This is a genomic window from candidate division WOR-3 bacterium (assembly GCA_039801365.1).
Lineage (GTDB): Bacteria > Hydrothermota > Tepidihabitantia > Tepidihabitantales > Tepidihabitantaceae > JBDRUN01.
In genome coordinates this window covers 1-18924 of the sequence record JBDRUN010000026.1, presented here as the reverse complement: position 1 = coordinate 18924, position 18924 = coordinate 1, and the positions used below count along the sequence as shown (strand labels likewise).

Genomic DNA, 18924 nt, shown 5'->3' with positions numbered 1-18924 from the left:
ATGATGATTACGAAGCACACGCAATGGAAGCCGAAGCCAGTGAGACCGAGGAGCGGTCTCGGACGGACAGAATTCGTAACGCAGGAGAACCATGGACCGAGCCACGGCCTTACGAGGAGGGAGTTCATCGTGGCCGGGCTTGGTGTTGCATTCGCGGCGTTCTGGCCGCGCCAGCTTTTCGGGGCCGATACCAAGACCGAGCCGGCCGGGCCGGTGCTCGGCGTGGCCCGCGGAGACAAGAACAAGTTGGTCAAGACCGCGATTGACCAGCTTGGGGGCATCGGGGAGTTCGTCAAGGAGGGCGAGACAGTGTGCCTGAAGCCGAATATTTCGTTTGCGGCCAATGCCGAGTGCGGAGCCACGACTTCGGCCGGTGTGGTGAAGCAGGTGGTCGAGCTCTGTCTCGCGGCCGGTGCAGCCCGGGTGCTCATCGTTGACCATACAATTCAGGATGAGAAGCTATGCGTGGAGCGAAGCGGCATCGCCGCCGCGGTCACCGACAAGTCGAAGGTAAGTCTGGTGACACTCTCGAAGGAGCGTCAGTATGCTGAGGTCGAAATCCCCGGTGGCCGCGCGCTAAAGATGGCAAAGGTGGCTAGGGCAGTGCTGGAGTCCGACAAGCTCATCAATCTGCCAACTGCAAAGTCCCATTCCGCGACCGGCGTCAGCCTGGGGCTGAAGAACCTGATGGGGCTCATTTGGGACCGCGGGGCCCTGCACCAGATGAACCTGCACCAGGCAATTGCCGACCTCGCGCTTGTCATCAAGCCCGTCTTGACAATTGTGGACGCGACCCGGGCGCTGACTTCAGGTGGCCCGGGCGGGCCGGGCAAGACGGTTGTCCTGAATACCGTCGTTGCCGGGTCTGACCCGGTCGCGGTTGACTCCTACACTGTTGGTCTTACCCAGTGGTACGGTAAGGCTTTCACCGGCAAGGGCGTGAAGTACATCAAGGCTGCCTCGGAACTCGGACTGGGCGAGATTGACTCGGCGAAGATGGTGGTGAAGGAAGTAAAGGTCTAGTCAGCATCAAGCTACAGGCCCTATCCACGAAATCACTCACGCCATTCTCTCAGGGGATACGGAACCGAGGGACAGTGGAGTCCTGCGGTTCGCGAGACACACCATCAACCACTACTAACCCAGCGGTGGGTGTATTGCGGAGAGCATGATGCGTAGAGCCCATCGGCTGGTACGCTGGCTGATCCAGCTTGCGTTCCTTGCGTTGTTCATGCTTCTGTTTGTTCGGGCAAGGCATGGGGTGTCGCAGGTGCTTGGTGATATCTTCTACCGGTTCGACCCGCTCGTGTTCATCATCACAAGCATAGCGCTCAGAACCGTACTTGCCGCCGGGCTCGTGTCGCTCGTCGTGCTGGCCAGCACTTTGGTATTCGGGCGGTTCTTCTGCGGGTTTGCCTGTCCGCTCGGCACGGTGATTGACGTTTCCGATTCGCTCCTGCACCGGAAGCCCAAACCGGCCGACAGCACAAGACGCATCAAGTACGCATTGCTCTTGTTTCTGGTAGTTGCGGCGTTGCTTGGGGTTTCGCTAGCCGGCCTGCTTGACCCGCTGGCGATTCTCGGCCGGAGCCTGGCGCTTGGGTTCTATCCGGTCGCAAGCTATTTGGCCGGGCTTGCAACCAGTTTCCGGCCCGCAGTGTTTGCGGAGACATTCGTCGCCCTTGTCGTGTTCGTAACGATTCTGCTCCTCGGTCTTGTCGCGCCGAGGTTCTGGTGCCGGAACCTGTGTCCCTTGGGCGGGTTGCTTGGGCTCGGTTCCAAGGTCTCGTTGTTCAAGTTCTCCTTCACGGACGAGTGTCGGCAGTGCGGGTTGTGTGCAGAAGTTTGTCCGACCGGAGCAATAGGAAGGAGGACGGAGTCAGATACCAGAGGTCAGGATGCAGAATGCAGAACCGATGAGGGCAGAATCGAAATAGATTCCGGCGAGTGCATCGGGTGTCTGGCATGCCTTTACCGGTGTCCGCACCGCGCGGTTTCGTACCGCGTGCGTTTCAGGCCTGCGCGATTCGATATCGGCCGAAGGGAAGCGATTGTCGCAGTCGGGTCCGGACTAGTACTCGCACCCCTTGCCGGCAGCCTGATTCATGAGCGGCTCCAAGCCAGACTGATACGGCCGCCCGGCTCGGTTCCGGAGCGAGAGTTCCTGTCGGCGTGCGTTCGCTGCGGCCGGTGCCTGAAAGCGTGTCCAACCAACGGACTGCAACCGTGCGTGCTTGAGGCCGGGCTTGCCGGTATCTGGACCCCGCGGCTCGTGCCGCGCGTTGGTGGATGTGAGAGTAGTTGCAATTTGTGCGGGCAGGTGTGCCCGACTGGCGCAATCCGCCGGTTGAATCTTGAGGAGAAGAGTTATGCCCGTATCGGGACTGCGGTTGTTGACCGTTCCCGGTGTCTGGCTTGGGAGCAGGACCGTGCCTGTCTTGTGTGTGACGAGGCGTGTCCATACAACGCAATCGAGGCACGGGCTGGGCCCGGAACTGTGCTCTGCCCAGTGGTGGATGAACGCATCTGCGTGGGCTGTGGCCTGTGCGAGTCGCGCTGTCCGATTGACGGGCCAGCCGCAATTCAAGTGTTCTCGCTTGGCGCGGAGCGCAGGCGTTCTGGCTCGTACAAGACCGAGGAGAAGGTCAGGCTGCGCCAGTGCGGAGAAGAGCCAGCAGAAGACATTCCATCTGGGTTCATCCAGGAACAGTGACCAACAAGTGGTCAGGTGGTTTTCGACATCGGGTAGGCGGCTTCACGTTAGTCGGCCTGCTGCTGACATTCTGCCTTAGTCTGGCCCTGGGCCTGAAGGCGGTTGCGGAACGGCCGATAATCCTCGACGCCGCGGCTGACAAGTACGCGTCTGAGCTAGTGTTCATCACAACCGCGTCCGGCATCTACACCTTCAACCGGAACACCGGGACGTGGGGTCGGATTACCCAGGCGAGCGGATTGCCGGACAACCGCATCAATGTGCTTGGTCTGGACCGCGGGATTCTCTGGGCCGGGACCGATTCAGGCCTTGGTTCGGCCGACATCAAGCTCGGTGATTGGCAGGTGTTCGACCTTGGTGCCAAGGCCGAGGGTCTGGCCTTTGACGAGGACTACGCGTGGGCTGCGGGCGAGTTCGGCCTGGCGCGGTTCGACCGGTACGCCGAGACTTGGGAAAAGGTTCTGCTAACGCCGATTCGTGACATCGCCACCGACGCGGACTATCTGTGGCTTGCGACCGACTCCGGCGCCCTGCGCTATAGCTGTAAGTTCGGCCGGGTTGAACCGGTTACCGGTCCGAGGCTTGCGTTTGATCGGGTTATCGTCCTGCCCGGAAGGGTGTGGTTTTCCGGGCCAGGAGGTATTGCGTCGGTACGCCGCGGCACTGGACAATGGGCAGAGTACACGGAACTGCACATCACGGACTGGGCTGACATCGGCGACTCACTGTTTGTTGTCTCTGACGGACAGGTGTTTCTGTACGAGCCGAAATCTGACAACCTGGTCCGGTTCCGCGATGTCGAGTTGCCGGGCCGGGTCGGGGGAATCTGCCCGTATGGGCAGGAGCTTGCGTTTGCGCTTGAGTCGAGCATCTTGGTGTACAATCAGGGTGACCGCAGCCTGAAGACTTACACGACCGGCACCGGGCTTGAGCCGGATTCGTTCCTTGACGTTTTTGCAGACAGTCGGTTTCTGCTTGTGGTCGGCCGTGCTGGGATTCAGATACTGGACCGGCAGACCGGCATCTGGAAGAAGGAAAAGATTCAGCCGGTCAGGCCAAAAAGCAGCCGGGTTGTGTACCTCGACGATGCCGGTGCGCACCTGCGGCTCGTGCCGGATACCGACGTGCGGCTCAGTGGCCGGGCCTGGTATTCAGATTACCGCACGTTTGCCCGAGGCGCGGGCACGCATTCCTGGTCCGACAACATCGGGCTGATGATTGGAGCCGAGCACGTGAGTGGACGGGCCCTGTCGTTGTACTACGATGACGCGGACCGCAAGCAGGTGATGTACGGCGCTCAGTATCGGGGCACAGGCCGAGATATCCTGAGCAAAGTCGCGGCCGGAAGGCTGGAGTCGCAGTTCTCCGAGTTTGACCTGGTGCCGGCGCCGGCAATGATCGGTGCCAGTGCGCGGCTCGCGCACGAAACTAGCCGGCTCGACGGCCAGGCCGGCAGGATGCAGTCAAGGCAACGTAGCGATTACTTCTACGGCCGGACCGCACAGAAAGTTGCCGCGATTGCCGACATCGGATACAGCCGGGGCTCGTTCTTCCGGGTGTCCGAACTGAGGGGCGGGTTCGCGCCGGGCGCAGACACGGTGTTCGTGGACGACCGTAGCGCTGCGACCAACGGTATTGATACCAGAGTCGGCTATACGGTCGGCGGCATCTCAGGCGACTTCGATGTGCTTATCAACGGTCTTGACTATTTCATTGACTATCGGTCCGGCATCATCCATTTTCTCTCAAGCCACAAGGCGACCGACGTCATTGTGCTCGCGCTTGCCGGCAAGACGGTTGTGATTCAATCCGATTCGGTCCAGGACCGCATGCTTGAGAACCGGTACTTTGTTGGGCCAGGCATTGTGCCAGGCTCGTTTGAGCTCGTTATTGCCGACACGTCGGGTGTGGTGCACCCGCTCAGTGAGTTCGGGTTGGATGCGGACCGCGACGGCCGGGTTGACCCGGAGTTCCTCAGTTGTGACCTTGGCTGGTTATCTTTTCCGGGCGACCGGCCGTTTCCGACCGAGGTGTACGAGGACAGCGTACACGTCTACACGATGAACGTCAGGTTCCGCTCCAAGTCCGACTTCTACTTTCTTGCGCACGCACCGGTGGAGCGTGCCAGCGAACGGGTACGGGTTGACGGCGAGCCCATGATCCGCGGCTCGGACTACGTGATGGACTATACGACGGGCGTGCTCCTGTTCGTGCGCGACGACATCGTTTCGGACTTCAGCGAGGTTGATGTCGAGTACTCTTCGGTCGAGCAGGAACAGCAGGCGTGGTTGTATTCAGTTCAGCCGGTCGTAAGTCTCGGTCGGCTGCTTTCGGTCGGGCCTGGGTTTGCCGGCATCGAGACCGAGCGGTTCGCCTTTGTTGCCGCCCGGGCCGAAGCCGGGACCGGAACGAATCGCAGCGTCAAGTTCATGCCGCAGGTTGCGATAAGTACCGAACGGGCATTGGCTCAGGCGCATTCCTTGACTGCGAACTATGACATCTACCGGCTGCAGGCTGAGTACCGGGGATATGGCGATGGGTTTGGCGCGTTTGGCGCGGCTGACCGGCGGTATGGCAAGCTGCGGCACAGTGGGGCCGCAGACTTGGGTGTGGAACCGCTTACTGGGCTTGTGCTTGGTGTTCAATTCCGGCGCGAGTCCCAGGCAGATTCAGCCGGAGCTGGGCAAATCGCCCAGTACGCAAACGGCCGGCTGAGCTTTGCCCGAAGCGGACTGCCGTCTGGATACGCGCTCGTGGGACAGGATGACCTGCCAACCGGCCGGACTAAGCGGGCGAAGCTCAATGCCGGGTACGAGTTCACTGTTCTTGGGACAAAGCTCAGACTCGACGGGCTGGTGCACGGAGTTCGGGTCAGACCAGATTCGGGAGCGGGCCGGAGTTCACTTGAGTACGCTGCCGATGCCGGGTTTGCGCTGCCCTTTCCGGTTCAGGGCAATCTAAGGTTTCGGCGAGACATTTTGCCGGCCGAACGGTGCGAGCAGGACGTGCGGGTGCGCCTGAACATCGACGCCATACCCGGGCTCTACTACACCGGAAGCTACCAGCTCGAAGCCATGGACTATCGGCCAACCCGGACGCGGGACTTGTCGCTGGCCAGCTACTTCTACAACGACCTCCACGTGGCGCCGGGCCGGTGGTTATCGGGTCTAAGCATTGTGAACATGTCGCTCGGAACCGGTAGCTCATTCGACGAGTACTGCCCTGGTATCGGTGAGGGCTACAGTGTTCCGGTATTTGCGTTCGGGCCGCTTGAAGACGTGGCTGTGTCAAGCGCGGGTCGAACCGGCAGCGTGTACGGTCTAGTGCAGCTCAACCCACGGGCTGAGCTTGCGGTCCGGATCAAGCGGACACTGAGCCGGAGCGGGCAGTCGTTCTACGGCCTGCCGGTACTCAAGCCAGTAGTCGAGGACGAGGTTCGGGTTGACTACGAACCGAGCCGAGTCGGGCTTCTAGTTGGAACGTGGAACCGCCGGGCTGGGTCGGGCTACCCGGCGGAAACGGAGCAGAGCTTCTACTTTGAATGGGGCCGGCCTTGGTCAACCAGAGTCCGAACCAAGCTCTATGGCACCTTTCGGGACAAACAGGACCGGTACACGCAGGCATCAGCCGGACAGGCAGAGCTGCGGGGCAATCTGCAGACGCTGTGCCGGTTCAGCGACAAGTCGTACGTCACGCTTGACCTCGGTGCTTCACGGCAGACCTCCGACACGACCAGTATTCGGCCCGCAGCATTCAGCACTAAGTATTCTGTTCTGCCGGGTTTGGGCCTCAACCTAAACCTGTTCCGGTTTCTCTACCTGCAACTGAACTATCAGGCAAACCTGCCCTTATCCGGCCCGGGGACTCACACCGTTTCGACCAAAGTCACGGGTCAGTTCTGAGCCAAGCTGGATGGCCTGTTCAGCGTGACCCGGCGGTTGGGGTCGACGGTTGGGGTCGACGGTTGGGGTCAGGTCCTGCTTCTTGACTTTCGAGGTATTCATGAAGTCCCAGTGACACGGTGAAGGATTCTCTGCCGGTGAATCGCAGTGACGTCGAGTCTCGAGGATACCGGCCCGGTGGCTGGTTTCGGCCTTGGACGTGCTTGTAAGTGAAGTTTTCCCGTATGGGGGTTACTTACCAGACTGATTGGTAGGCGAATTAGCCGGCCGCGAGGAAGGCCGCTTGGCGAGCCGGCTGGTCGGCTGATTCCTGAGCCGGCTTCCGGGTTGGTTGCCGGACAAGTAGGCCGGCTGGTCTCAGGGCCGGTTGGAAAGCCGGGTTCCCGGCTGATTGGCCGGTTGGTGTCCTGGCTGGCTGGTGAACCGCCAGGTCGGCGGATTGCCAAGCCGGTTTCCAGGCCGATTGGTCAGCCGGTTGGATAGCGGATTGGATGGTTGGTCTCCCGGCTGGTTGGCTGGCGGATTCCCCGGCTGACTGGTGAGTAGTGCTGGAATCGGGCAACAGAACCGGACTCAGGGAAACGGAACCCGGGGTCAGGTCTTGAATCTTGCGCTTCGCGGAAGCTAGACCTCCGCACGCTGCCGCTTGACACGTGCCGGATTCGGAGTAGAAGTTGAGCGTGAATAATGACACCGGGCCGGCACTCACGCGGGACAGAGAGGCAGAGATAGTTCGGTACTCGAATTGGGCGAACTAGGGGCCGCAATCACAAAAGGATACCGATGAAACGGGTATGGTGCGTTGTGCTGGTAGCAGCAACCGCAGGCTCGGCCGCAATGATGCTGGACACGGTGGATTACCGATTTTCGGCCAAGGGGCTGACCGGAGTCGGCTTCAGGTCGAGCGACGTCTCGGTCACGGCTGTTGTCAGAGCCGATACCGGTCAGGACGTATTGTTCCGGTGTTTCAAGACGCGCGTGGCCGGTGACACAACCGGTTTTCGGACCGGAGATTTGGAAGTCAGCGTGCTCGACGCCGACTCCCAGCTCGCGCTAATCAGCGCTTCGTGCTCAAGGGGCGATTCCTGCCCGCGTTGCTCGCTCGACATACTGCTGCCGCGTGCGGTCGGTTTCTATGCCGACCTTAGCTGCGGGTCGAAGAACCGGGTTATGGTGGATGGGCTAGGCGCGATGGCGTTCGTGCACCTTTACACCGGTGACGTGCGGGTCCTGAACCACCGCGGTCCGGCAGACGTTTGCGGTCGCAGTGTCGTCTGTGTGGTTGACGACCAGAAGCCGACCGACACGCTGTTGCTCAAGGCCGAAGGTACACTCACGCTCTACTACCCTGACAGCATCCGCGCCGAGGTACACGTGCTGCCGTGTTCCAGCCCTGCGGTCGAGGGACTCAAGACTTCGTTCGGGATGAGTACCTGCATCACTGATTACATTCTCAACCCGGACGCTCCGGGCCCGAATCGGTACGTGAACCTCGCAAGCAATGGTATTGTCCGTGCGCGCTCGGCGTATTCAGAGGATGAGAAGTAGGGCTGGTTACCCGACAGCGGCATTGACTCGTTGGGTAAGAGTCCTGGAATCAGTCATCGCGCGGGCTGGCAGCAGGACCGCGCAAGGAGGAACGATGAATCGCAGGCAGTGCTGGGTTGTGTTTGTAATCGTTGCGCTGGTGCCAGTCTCGGTTTCGGCCCAGTGGCAGAGGCGCAATCTTGGTAGTCTGGTTACTGCGTGGAGCGTGTCGGCCGCAGACCTGGATGGAGATTCGGACATTGACGTTGCCGCGACCGGCTGGAACCCGGGCGAGCTTGCCTGGTTTCGCAATAACGGCACGAGTTTCACCAAGGTGACAATCGAGGCGCCGATGTATCGGCCGCGGGCGATTTTCCTTGCGGACTTGAACCGAGACAGTGACATTGACATCCTGACTGTGACCGACGACGCCGAAGACCAGGTGTTCCGGTTCGACAACAACGGTTCAGCGAGTTTCACCCGCTACACGGTTGGCAGCCTGAATGACGGCGAGGATGTGTTTGCGGTTGACCTGGACAAGGACTCAGACGTTGACGTAGTTGCGGCCGCGCTGTGGGGCTACGAGGTGGCGTGGTTTGAGAACAACGGCAGCCAGGTTTTCACGAAGCACGGCATCGAGACAACGACTGCGCCGGTGTACGCAGTATGGCCGGTTGACCTGGATAGGGACTCGGACATTGACATCATCTCGGGCATCGGGTTGAATGGCGCCGGAGTGTGGTGGTACGAGAACGACGGCAGCCAGACCTTCACCAAGCGGATGATTGATGCCGGGACACCGTTGAACGATGTTTGGCCCGGAGACATTGATGGCGACGGCGATATTGACTTCTTCACCGCGGCGATTTTCGGCGACGCTTTCTTCTGGTACGAGAATGACGGCAGCCAGGGGTTCACCAAGCACATGATTGCTGCTGGTGCCAACCCGATTTCGATTTACGGCGCAGATTTCGACGGCGACTCAGACGTTGATGCGGTCGGTACTGAGCTGGTCGAGGGCAAGGTAGTGCTGTTCTACAACGACGGCAACGAGAACTTTGCGCGTGTGGTGCTGGACAACACGGTTTACATGCCGGCCGAGGTTTTTGTGGTTGACTTGGACAGGGATTCGGACCCCGACGTCCTCGCAGCGATTGACGGCGATGACATCGTGTTGTGGTACGAGAACCTGAGGCCGAGCGGCAGTTCTGAGCCACCGCATCGGGCCGGGCCGGAGTTGGTTTCCAGCGCCACGTTCGTACGCGACCGCATATGTATCCGGCTTGCAGCCGGCTTGGAGCGACCAGGTTCAATCCGGCTGTGCGACCGGTTGGGCCGCAAGTTGTGCGAGCAGACAGTTCCGGCCGGAGAAACCGAGGTTGTACTTGAGGGAGTTGCTACCGGCCAGCTTGGGGCCGGGGTCTATTTCCTTGAGCTGGGGCTTGCCGGGTCAGGCCGCGGTCGGCGTCTGAAGCTGGTCAGGTTCTAGAGCTTAGATTGCTTCGATTGTCGAGGGCGGTTTCGAAGCAATATTGTACGTTACACTGACGACGCCCGGTACTTCGGTCGTGATGCGCTGGGCCAGGCGTTCAAGTGTCTCAAACCGAACACGGGTTGGCCTGGCTTCGCGCGCGTCGGTGCTGTCCCAGCAACGCACCTCAATCTGATGGCCGAACTCGCGGCGACCTTGTCTGATACCGGTAACATTGTCGGCATGGAGAATTGCAAGGTACTGGAACGCACCAGAATCCTTGAACGTTTCTTCGACAATCGCGGTTGCCTGGCGTACGATTGCGACTCGTTCGGACGTGACTTCGCCGATGATGCGCGCAGCCAGGGCCGGGCCCGGAAACGGGAATCGGTCATAGACTTCTTTAGGCAGGCCCAGCGCCTTGGCAACTATCCTGACCGCGGCCTTACGTAGTTCGGTGAGTGGTTCTACGACCTTGTACCCGTATTCTTTCATTGGGTCAATGCCGAGCTGCTCTAAGATGTTGTGCTGTCGTTTTACCCCGGCGACGGTCTCTTCGATGTCGGTGAGATTCGTGCCCTGGAGCAGGTACTTTGCGCCGCTGGAGCGCACGATGTCGGCGAAAACCTGTTTGTAGAATGCCCGGGTGATTGCTTCGCGCTTTTCCTCGGGGTCGGTTAGGCCGGCAAGCGCGCGGAAGAATACCTCCTGGGCCGGGACCAGCTCGACCCTGACACCGAGCGCGGCGAAGGTTGAAACGACATGTTCCGGTTCACCTTTGCGCATCAGGCCGTTGTCAACGAACACGGTGCGCAGCCGGTCACCCAGGGCGAGGTGGCCGAGCATCGTGACGACCGAAGAATCTACTCCACCGGAAAGGGCGTTGATGGCCAGGCCGTTGCCGACTTCATCGGTGATTTCCTTCACCTTCTGGACGATGAACTGCTCTGCGTCGAGTTCTTGCGGGGTGATTTCCTTGATTGACATCTTACCTCCTTGGCTAGGCGGCTACCTTGAGATTGCCGAGCCGGACAGCCTTTGGACCGTGATAGGACTGATAGACCTGAGTTTCTCTCGAGTAGCGAGCATCGGCCAGGGCTTCGAACCAGTTGCCGACGAGTAGGCCGCCCTTGAACGGCGTGGTATTGCCATTCTTGTGAAGTTCGCCCAGTCTGATTTCCACCGCGAACTGACCCGATGCCACATCAACGCTGAACGCCGAGAACGCGCGCACGACAACGCAGTCAGCCGAGGTCAATTGCTCGATTGGGTTCTGGCCCGGAGGGATCAGAGTGTTGCCCAGGGTTCCGGCAGGCTGAATGCCCTGCTCAAGGAGTCCAAGGTAGTAGAAGTAGCGTCGGGGCCCAATCAGCCCGTCGTAGCAGCCGTCCTTGACGACGGTTACCGGCCGGCAGGGGGTGGCGTCGGCTTCGAACAGCCGGCCACTGCGCAGACCAAATGGCACGAGCGGGTCTGAGACAAGATTCAGGGGCTCTCCGGCCAGCGGCTTGTCTGCCCAGACCGATTTGCCTTTCTCGTATCGGCCGGTCTTCTCGTACACCATCCGGGCGTTGGCATGAAACACCAGTGGCGAATTCTGCAGGGTGAGAAAGTCAGCGGCTGCTTCTCCTGAAAGTACGACCGGGCCCTGCCAGTGGGGCGGAGGCGAAGCAAGCGCGATGTCGCGGGCTGCAGCGGCGTACTCAGCCACGATTGCTTCCGGGTCCAAGTCCGAGAGCCGACGGCAGGACAGGCGGGCAGTGTGTTCGCCTACCTTGTCATCTGAGGGCCGACCGAGGAAGCATATCTCAACGTCAATTCTCGTGGCTGGATAGACTAGGTCAAGGCCGGCCGAGCTGAGCGTCCGCACACGGGTTCGGTGAATGAAAACCTCCAGGTTGGATACTGCGACACCCGGCTTATTCGCGCATGCGGCGACGATGCGATTGTTGAACTGCTGGCCGCGTTCAATCAGGGCCGCATGGTCAAGTCCGGCTAGTTGCGGGTCGGCCAGTTCCACTTCCGGGTAGTGCTCATCCTTCCCAGGTAAGGGAAATGGTTTGTTGCGTTGGCTACGGCACGCGGCAACCAGATTGGCTGTCACCGTCTTCAGCACGGCCTCGTGGTCAGATGTGAACTGGCCGGATGCGTCGCCAAGCCAGGTTGAGCCATCTACCTCGAATGAGGAGAAGATGGTGACCTCCACGGTTTCTGACGGAGAGGAGATTACTTCGCGCGGATGCGGGTTTTCGTGGGCAATGAACCGTCCGGACTCCACGGTATAGATTGCCGGCAGCCGGATGATGGTCAGGGAGTCTGTTTCCCGGCTGGAAAGTATCCAGTCACTGACGCCATCTGCCTTGTCTAGATACTCTCGGATGCGTTCCAAGTTCATTCGTTTCCTCCGGTCGCCGTCTTCTGCCCGCAGCGCTGATTTCTGATAACTTGTATCTGGCACCTTACTTCCTCGGTTTTCATCGTCTACCCCAGTTTCATTCGACAGCGGATGTACGGCCCACCGCTGGCGTTGCGCACCCATTCCTTGTGGCCCTTGCCGCAGGTGCCGGCCGAGGTCGTGTCCAGTTCGGTCCCGACCGCATCCACGCTGGCAAGCACGTCTGGCACGTATCCGGTGACGCCGACCTGGTAGTGGCGCCGGCCGGTAAGCTGGCCGGACTTTATCTCAAGCCCGTGCAGGACCTGAAGTTGGACACCCCAGCCGAGTGGGTCTTCCATACCGGATGTCATTCGTTGTAGCAGCACGCCCGAGTCAGTTGTGGCAATCATTTCGTCTCTGGTCATCCCGCCTTCTGCCTTGGGCCGCGGCAAGAAGTAGGTGCAGGTCATCCTGGCGTAGATCGGACGGCTCCATGTTTCCAGCCGGCCGGACGCGGACTGCTTCAGACCGGGCAGTCGGTCCTTCATCAATAGGTACGAGTATCGGTCGCACATCATCGTGGGCTGGAGGATGCCGTTCTTGACGAGAACGACCGGTTCCTCGGCCAGTACGCCGTCGTCCGAGAAGAAAACCGAGCCATTGGTACCGGGCCGGCCTGGCTCATCAACGATGTTCACGAGGTCGGAGCCGACCCGCTTGCCGATGAAAAGAAGCGCCCGTGCTGCGCCGCGCATCATCGTGTCGAGTTCACAGCCGTGGCCGAATGATTCGTGCGCCAGGGTGCCGGCCACGTCCGGGTCCAGGATGCAGTGGTACTCGCCGGGCTCGAGCGGAACCGCGGCTAGGCATGCGACCGTCTCGTCGGCCATCGCATGGGCCCAGGAATCGGTCGCGGGTCTGAGCGCTTCCCAGCCCGGGCCGGATAGCTTGTCGTAGTTCTGAATCTGCTTTGTGCCGTCAGCAGCAATCGCGACCGCGAACAAGATGGTGCGGACGACTTCGCTTGAAAGAAGCCGCGGACCGTCGCAGAACAGCCGGTACTCGGCCAGCGACCGGTTCACAACCTGGGTCATTGCGATGCGCTTGTCCCGGCCGGAGATGGCCTCGTACAACCGGCCGCACAACTCCTGACGTTCGCTGGTCGGGATGACAAGCGGGTCCTGCTCGTACTGGGTGCGGAAGTGTCGGTCAAGTGAAGGGCCGGTATCCGGAACTGGGCCGGGTTTCACCGAGAGTGAGGCGGCCAGGCCGCGAGCCAGGTTCTTCAGATACCAGCGGTCCTGCAGCCGGTTCGTTGCCACCGAGTGAAATGTTGCTCCGTCCCAGGCGGTAATTCTGATGCCCGGGTCAGGCAGGATGGGCATCACCTTTTCTTCGCTCTTGGTCTTGAACACGCTTACGCCACCCTGCTGAGTCACGAGCGCACTGGCATAGGGTGCTTTCTTCCTTACCTCGGCCACAAGCTCTGGCAGGAATCCGCGCAGGTTTTCTAGTTCTTCAGGCAGGCGCTGGCTCATGCTTCACTCCTTCTGGTCGGGCATTCGCAACTTAGGTTTGCCGGACACTGGCAACTTGTCACTCTACTAAGAGACAGCCTTTGCGTTCGTACTCCTGGAACAGCCTGCCCCAAGGCGTCTCCTTGCGCCAGCGTTCGTACACCCGCTTGTACCGCAAGGGCCACTGGATGACATCGTGGTTCACGGCCGATACGAGTATGGGGAAGAAGACCAGGGGTGGCCGGAGTACGAGCTTCTGTAAGAACTTAGTCGGTCCGTACCATGACAGCCAGCCGAGAAACCGGTGGAAGTTGTATCCGACGTCAAAGCCCCAATTCTCTTTGGACACGTCGTCGCCCACGAGCTCAATTTCCTTCGGGTCGCCGACGCCAAGACCACGTTCGTGCGCGAGCCGGATGTAGCCGATGGACAAAGGATCAAAACCCATCAGCTTGGCCGCAATTGCGTCAATCGCAGTCTGGTCTCCGGAGGCAAGAATCACGTTTTTCACCACCGGAGTCATTGTGCGCGGACCCGGGCCATTGCCTGCGGTCGTACCGTCCATCACTGCAAAGATGCCGGAGTGGATTTCCTTCTGGATGGCGAGAAGGTCAACCAGGGTCTCGTGGATCCAGGTATGGGTATAGTGGCGGTTGGTTGTGAGCAGTCCGCCGAAGGCGTTCTTCATCGCGCCGGTGGTGGTGGTATAGATGTGACATTTCACTGTGGGCAGATGGACGATGTTCTTGCCGAAGAAGTAGTCCGGCAGGCGCAGGCCTTTGGGATAGACTTTGTGCAGTGCAAGTAGCTCTGATTTCGGTTTGTACGGAACCCATTTGATGTCCTCTGCCTTGAAGTTATACAGGACCGGCAGATTGCACTTCCTGAATATCGGCACGTAGCGGTTCAGGTCCTCGCCCTTGTGCGTATCTATCACCACGGTCTTGTTCTGCACTACCGACAAGTCCGTGTATCCCAAATCCCGCAGACCCAGTACCGTGCCCTCAAGTTGCCACGGCGTAGTATTGGCCGAAGGCATCGGAAAGTGCCAGGAGATGTTGTCCTTGAGAATCGTGGTCTTGCCTGGGGAAAGGAACCGGTCGGCTTCAGCAAGACGGATGAGCCGACGATAGTCGTCGAGCACGGTTTCGGGTCTAGTGAACAGGACGGCAACTTTGGCCCTGGTTGGCATGAGCGGTGATTATAGCAGTTCGGAACGCAACTGCAACCGGGGGCGTTGAGAGTGCTAGGGCGCGACCGGCAGGAATCTGACCGGCATGACCACAGGGTTGTCCTGACTCTCGAGGACGCAGACATAGATGCCGGCAGGAACTAGTCGGCCTGACTCGTCGGTACCGTCCCAGATGATGCTTGACCCGCCACGCTCCACACCGTCTGATTCAATACAGCGAACCAGGCGTCCGGCAGTATCGTGGATGCGAAGGGTAGATAGCCGGAACTCTGAGGCAGGTGTCACCGGGGCCAGGTTTATTGTGGTCTTGGTTCGAAATGGGTTCGGCGAGATGGCTATTGACCCTGCCGGGCCAGTGTCGGTGCCACGTTCCCGAAACTGCGGTCTTGAAGGACCGGGGACGCAACATGAGTCAGACGCAGTAGATCGGTCGAACGCAGCTCGTTCGCGTTCCGGGTTTGAGGCAAGCCGGGCCAGGTGCGCGGTAACAAGGGCGCGGTGCGAGCTTGTTGAAGTCGGCAATGTCCATTCCGGATGTACGAGATACGCCTGCCGCACGAGCTGGTACACCTTGGGGTCGTAGTCACAGAGCTGGAGCCAGTCAGCAAGCGGCGTGTAATCGGCGTAACTACCAGTTCCATTTACAAAGCGCGAGAATTTCGGGTCTATCTCTGAACCGTCCCACATGACTCGAGTCAAAGTGTGAGCAAGACACCTGAGGTCTGAGTCGTTGAACACCGTACCGTGGCCACGGGCCTCGAGTGCGAACGATATGTCCAGGTTGGCATGGGAAATGTCTTCGTAGCGCATCGGCTGGCTGGCCAGGAGCCAGTGCGACCATAGCCAAGCATCGTGCATCGAGTCGTGAGCCAGGCTGGACCGGAACATCCGAGCCATTGAATCTGGTACACTCAAATAGAAAGAGCGGGGAACCGGGCCAACTGAACCGGTAATGTCGGATAGAACCAGCAGTAGGTTCCCGAAAACCAGAAACTGGTTCTGCGGCAGCGGATTCCAACCGCCGAATCCGGCCAGGTGTTCGGCATCGCCGCGACAGGAGTTCCAATTAACAAACCACTTGGATACGATGTTCGCCTCGATGACTGATAGATAGTATCTAGCCCTCGCTCCGAATTGTACCCAAAGGTCCGGTGTCGTAAGCACAAGCCGACAGAATCGGGCCACCGGCAGACAGATCTGCGCGTCGTGGACTAGGTATTCCTGATAACTGCTGTCAGGGTCGTACCGACTCGTGCCCCAACCGAGAAATTTGTCCCGATACCCAGGCCAGAATCTGCCCGAGTCAGGTGCATCGCTCATCAGGGCGATCATTGTGTCAGCGTGGACGCAGAACCGGCTGAGCCAGAATGTGTCTTTGGTTGTGGTGTACATGACAAGGTAAGATTGCAGAAGGTAAGATTCCCACCATGCAAGGTCAGCCGAACTGGTATGGCCGAACGCACGGAACTCATTGGCTTTGTGCCACGCTACATACCGGTCCGTCCACTGTTCTATCGCTATCGTCCGTCCCAAGCTGGCGAGAGACGAACCGGCCAGCACCAGGACCGAAGCTAGAACCGCGGATGTTCTGGTTCTTGTGTGACTCTGCTGGTCGACTCTTGCGGCGTGAATTCTGGCATCGCGGGTGCTAGGCCACAAGGTCAGTTCCTCCGTCTGGCGTATCAAAACAGTCGCCCCGACTCAGGCCGGCAGAGCTGTGCTGCCCGGGCTAGTGAAGAGTAGTCTTGCTCAGCGGTCTTCCCTCCGGTACGGGGTCAACAATTGGTGCCGGCTCAGCGTCCAACTTGGGTCCGCTTCGAGGGAAACCGACCTTTGGTTGTCTGGTTCTAGACAGAAAAGCTACGAGTGCTTCCGAACAAAGCATTCCCCGCTTCGGGCTTCGCGGCCCACGGGCCGGAATGCAGACGAGCGTACCTTGATTGATGCCGGGCAGACCCGGCACAGCAGGCGTGTCCCACATCCGAACCTCCTCTCAATATCCCCCGGTCCGACAGTAATGCTGCTTAGTTGTTCCAGTCGAGGTAGCTGAAGAGGACCTCGCTACCTCAGCCTCGGAACAATTGTAGCGCAGAATTCAAGCGAAGTCAAAACCCGCGAGCGCGTAGTTCGGACAAGACGGACGATGTGCAGAGAGCGGACCGCAGTGAAAGTGTGCCGCCGATACCGGGAGTGATTGACAGGTGTGGCTTTATCGCCTAGAATCCGCCGCGCCATGAAAACGCTTTCGGTGAACATTGACCACGTTGCTACCCTGCGCCAGGCCCGGGGCGAGCTTTTCCCAGACCCGGTGCAGGCCGCGGCTCTGGTCGAGCTTGGCGGTGCTGATGGCATAACCGTGCACCTGAGGCAGGACCGCCGGCATATCAATGACCGGGATGTCGAGCTTCTGCGCAGGACCATCAAGACCGAGCTGACTGTGGAGATGGCCGCGACCGAGGAGATGATACGGATTGCCTGCCGGGTCAAACCGGACCAGGTGACGCTTGTGCCTGAGCTCGTCACCGAGCGGACTACGACCCGGGGTCTTGACCTGCTGACGGAAGCGCGCGGGCTTGACGACAAGGTGCGGCGTCTGAAGCGAGCCGGCATCAGGGTAAGTATGTTCATCGAACCACACCCCAAACAGGTTGCGGCCGCGGCCAAACTCGGGGCCTGGGTTGTGGAGTTAAACACAGACCGATACAGTCGGGGCTGGCGCAGGAAGCCGGCGCTGCTTGAGGAGCTCGTACAGGCGCAGGCGGCGGCCAAGGACGTGGGTCTTGTTGTCCATGTCGGTCACGGCCTTGACTATCTGAACGTCGTGCCCATTGTGGAGCGAGGCATCGCTGAAGGGTTCAGTATCGGATTTTCCATCGTGGCCCGTGCGGTTGCAGTCGGACTGCCGGCCGCAGTGGCCGAAATGAAACGAATACTAGCGAAATGCGGATAGTGTCCCCAGGTCCAAGAATCAATAGTTCAGAACCGAGCTGCGGGTTGCGGCAGGCAGGAGGACAGATTTGAGATACGCCAGGTTGAAGTTCGGAATTCTGATAGTTGCGATCGTTCTGGGACTATGGTCCTTGTACCCGACGTTCCAGTTCTACTTCGTGCTGCCTGGGCAGGAGCGGGCTCTGAATGCACGTCTGTCCGAGGCAACCACGCGGAACGACAGTCTGAGGGTACAGACCGAGATTGCCAAGTTTCAGAAATACAAGACGTCGGTGCACAAACGTTCGATTCATCTGGGACTGGACCTGGTGGGCGGAATGCATCTGGCTCTGGAGGTGGACAAGGCCGAGCTGACCGCCGAGCAGGCGCGGGACGCAGGTGACCGGGCGCTGGAGGTAATCCGCAACCGGATTGACCAGTTCGGTGTGTTTGAGCCGATAATTCAGAAGGTCGGTCAGGACCGGATTTTGATTCAGCTCCCAGGCGTTGACCGGGAGCGCGCCAAGAGTCTCATCGGTCAGACGGCACAGCTTACCTTTCATTTGGTCGCCGAGGAGCGAGTAGCGTACGATGCGATGAAGGTGATTGACGAGAAGTTGAGTGTCGAGGCTGGTGATTCGAGTGCGGGAGCTACGGCCGTGGATTCGTCCCGGACCGATACGGCCACAAGCGACACGTGGACAAGACAGTTCTCGCGCGAAGCTGGCAGTCTTACGAGCTATGTGCAGACCGTGGGCGGCGACTTTGCGGTGGAGGAAGCGGACTATCCTGAGTTTGCCGGGCTGCTGGAGCGGTCCCGGCCGTACTGGCCTAAGGACTACCAGTTTCTCATGGGGCCGCTCGAGAACTACCAAGGCCGGACAATACGGAGGCTGTATCTATTGAAGTCAGAGCCGGAGTTACGCGGCTCGGCCATCAAGGATGCCCGGCCCGCACCGTACCAAGGGTCGGACCCCTCGCTTTCAAACACCTGGATTGTAAGCCTCAAGCTGGAGCGCAAGGATGCGGCGGTATTCGCCCAGGTCACGGGCCGCAACATCGGCCGGAGGCTGGCGATTGTGCTTGACAACGTTGTGAAGTCAGCACCGGTAATTCAGACCAGGATTCCGGACGGCAACGCGATGATAACGACGAACGAAGTGAACCCGGACGAGGCGCGAGATTTGTCCATCGTGCTGCGCTCGGGCGCACTGCCTGCGCCGGTGAGCATCGTCGAGGAGCGTTCGGTCGGGCCGTCCTTGGGAAACGACTCCATTCGTCGGGGCATTCTGGCCGG

The 18924-nt window shown here is 59.8% G+C and carries 12 protein-coding genes; 7 read left to right on the top strand and 5 right to left on the bottom strand.

Annotated features, from left to right (window positions below; translation table 11 throughout):
* The 5 genes from ABIL25_05050 to ABIL25_05030 all read left to right on the top strand — a co-directional run bounded on the left by ABIL25_05050 (position 1) and on the right by ABIL25_05030 (position 9631).
* The gene (locus tag ABIL25_05050) at positions 1-1023 is read left to right on the top strand and encodes a DUF362 domain-containing protein (GenBank protein MEO0081646.1); all 1023 of its coding nucleotides are present in this window, start codon (positions 1-3) and stop codon (positions 1021-1023) included.
* Between the two features lie 148 nt (positions 1024-1171).
* Entirely contained in the window at positions 1172-2713 is a 1542-nt protein-coding gene (locus tag ABIL25_05045; GenBank protein MEO0081645.1) for a 4Fe-4S binding protein, read from the top strand.
* Positions 2710-6615: a hypothetical protein gene (locus ABIL25_05040; GenBank protein ID MEO0081644.1), complete on the top strand. Its 3906-nt coding sequence runs from the start codon at positions 2710-2712 to the stop codon at positions 6613-6615. The genes ABIL25_05045 and ABIL25_05040 overlap by 4 nt, the downstream gene beginning before the upstream one ends.
* Positions 6616-7398: 783 nt before the next feature.
* On the top strand, positions 7399-8163 hold the full coding sequence (locus tag ABIL25_05035) for a hypothetical protein (protein MEO0081643.1): 765 nt from the start codon (positions 7399-7401) through the stop codon (positions 8161-8163).
* A gap of 94 nt (positions 8164-8257) precedes the next feature.
* Complete coding sequence (locus ABIL25_05030) at positions 8258-9631, top strand: VCBS repeat-containing protein (GenBank protein ID MEO0081642.1); 1374 nt, start codon at positions 8258-8260, stop codon at positions 9629-9631.
* Between the two features lie 3 nt (positions 9632-9634).
* Here ABIL25_05030 and ABIL25_05025 read toward each other — a convergent pair whose 3' ends face one another.
* Genes ABIL25_05025 through ABIL25_05005 form a run of 5 tightly spaced genes read right to left on the bottom strand, consistent with a single transcriptional unit; the run spans position 9635 to position 16358 of the window.
* Positions 9635-10600 carry an ExsB family transcriptional regulator gene (locus tag ABIL25_05025; GenBank protein ID MEO0081641.1) on the bottom strand — a complete coding sequence of 322 codons (966 nt, stop codon included), beginning with the start codon at positions 10598-10600 and terminating at the stop codon, positions 9635-9637.
* 13 nt (positions 10601-10613) lie between these two features.
* Positions 10614-12071, bottom strand: a complete 1458-nt coding sequence (locus tag ABIL25_05020; GenBank protein ID MEO0081640.1) for a metallopeptidase TldD-related protein — start codon at positions 12069-12071, stop codon at positions 10614-10616.
* 23 nt (positions 12072-12094) lie between these two features.
* Entirely contained in the window at positions 12095-13528 is a 1434-nt protein-coding gene (locus tag ABIL25_05015) for a TldD/PmbA family protein (protein ID MEO0081639.1), read from the bottom strand.
* Positions 13529-13586: 58 nt separating this feature from the next.
* Positions 13587-14699, bottom strand: coding sequence for a DUF362 domain-containing protein (locus ABIL25_05010; protein MEO0081638.1), 1113 nt, complete (start codon positions 14697-14699; stop codon positions 13587-13589).
* Positions 14700-14753: 54 nt separating this feature from the next.
* The gene (locus ABIL25_05005; GenBank protein MEO0081637.1) at positions 14754-16358 is read right to left on the bottom strand and encodes a FlgD immunoglobulin-like domain containing protein; all 1605 of its coding nucleotides are present in this window, start codon (positions 16356-16358) and stop codon (positions 14754-14756) included.
* Between the two features lie 574 nt (positions 16359-16932).
* Here ABIL25_05005 and ABIL25_05000 point away from each other — a divergent pair.
* Together ABIL25_05000 and ABIL25_04995 are read left to right on the top strand one after the other, a co-directional pair.
* The gene (locus ABIL25_05000; protein ID MEO0081636.1) at positions 16933-17649 is read left to right on the top strand and encodes a pyridoxine 5'-phosphate synthase; all 717 of its coding nucleotides are present in this window, start codon (positions 16933-16935) and stop codon (positions 17647-17649) included.
* 67 nt (positions 17650-17716) lie between these two features.
* The coding region (locus tag ABIL25_04995) for a hypothetical protein (GenBank protein ID MEO0081635.1) at positions 17717-18924 on the top strand (1208 nt) is incomplete at its 3' end.